The organism is Vibrio sp. 10N.222.52.B7 (assembly GCF_041474275.1).
In the GTDB taxonomy this organism is placed as follows: domain Bacteria; phylum Pseudomonadota; class Gammaproteobacteria; order Enterobacterales; family Vibrionaceae; genus Vibrio; species Vibrio crassostreae_C.
In genome coordinates, this window is sequence record NZ_JBFRTU010000204.1 from 1,037 (window position 1) to 1,337 (window position 301).

General features: G+C 49.2%; 1 protein-coding gene. It reads left to right on the forward strand.

Annotated elements, in window-relative coordinates; all coding sequences use genetic code 11:
- Positions 1 to 301, forward strand: a 301-nt coding sequence (locus AB4512_RS22410) for an N-acetyltransferase family protein (RefSeq protein WP_372175742.1), incomplete at both ends; no start/stop codon positions are given.

A 301-nucleotide genomic window follows, 5' to 3' on the forward strand; every position in this document is an offset into this window, starting at 1 on the left:
TCAATCATGAGGCGTTGGCGAATTTCACTCAGATTGATTTCGATAGAGAAATCGCCTTTGTGGTCGTTCGCGAGGAACAAGGCGTTCCAGCGATCATCGGCGTGTCCCGTGCACTGATTAACCCTGAGAACACAGACGCCGAATTCGCAATATTGATTCGTTCTGACCTTAAAGGTGTTGGTCTAGGTCGCATTCTTATGACCAAGGTTATCGATTACTGCCGTGCGAAGCAGACCAAGCAGATGTCGGGTATGACGATGCCAACCAATAGAGGGATGCTGACACTAGCTCAAAAGCTCGG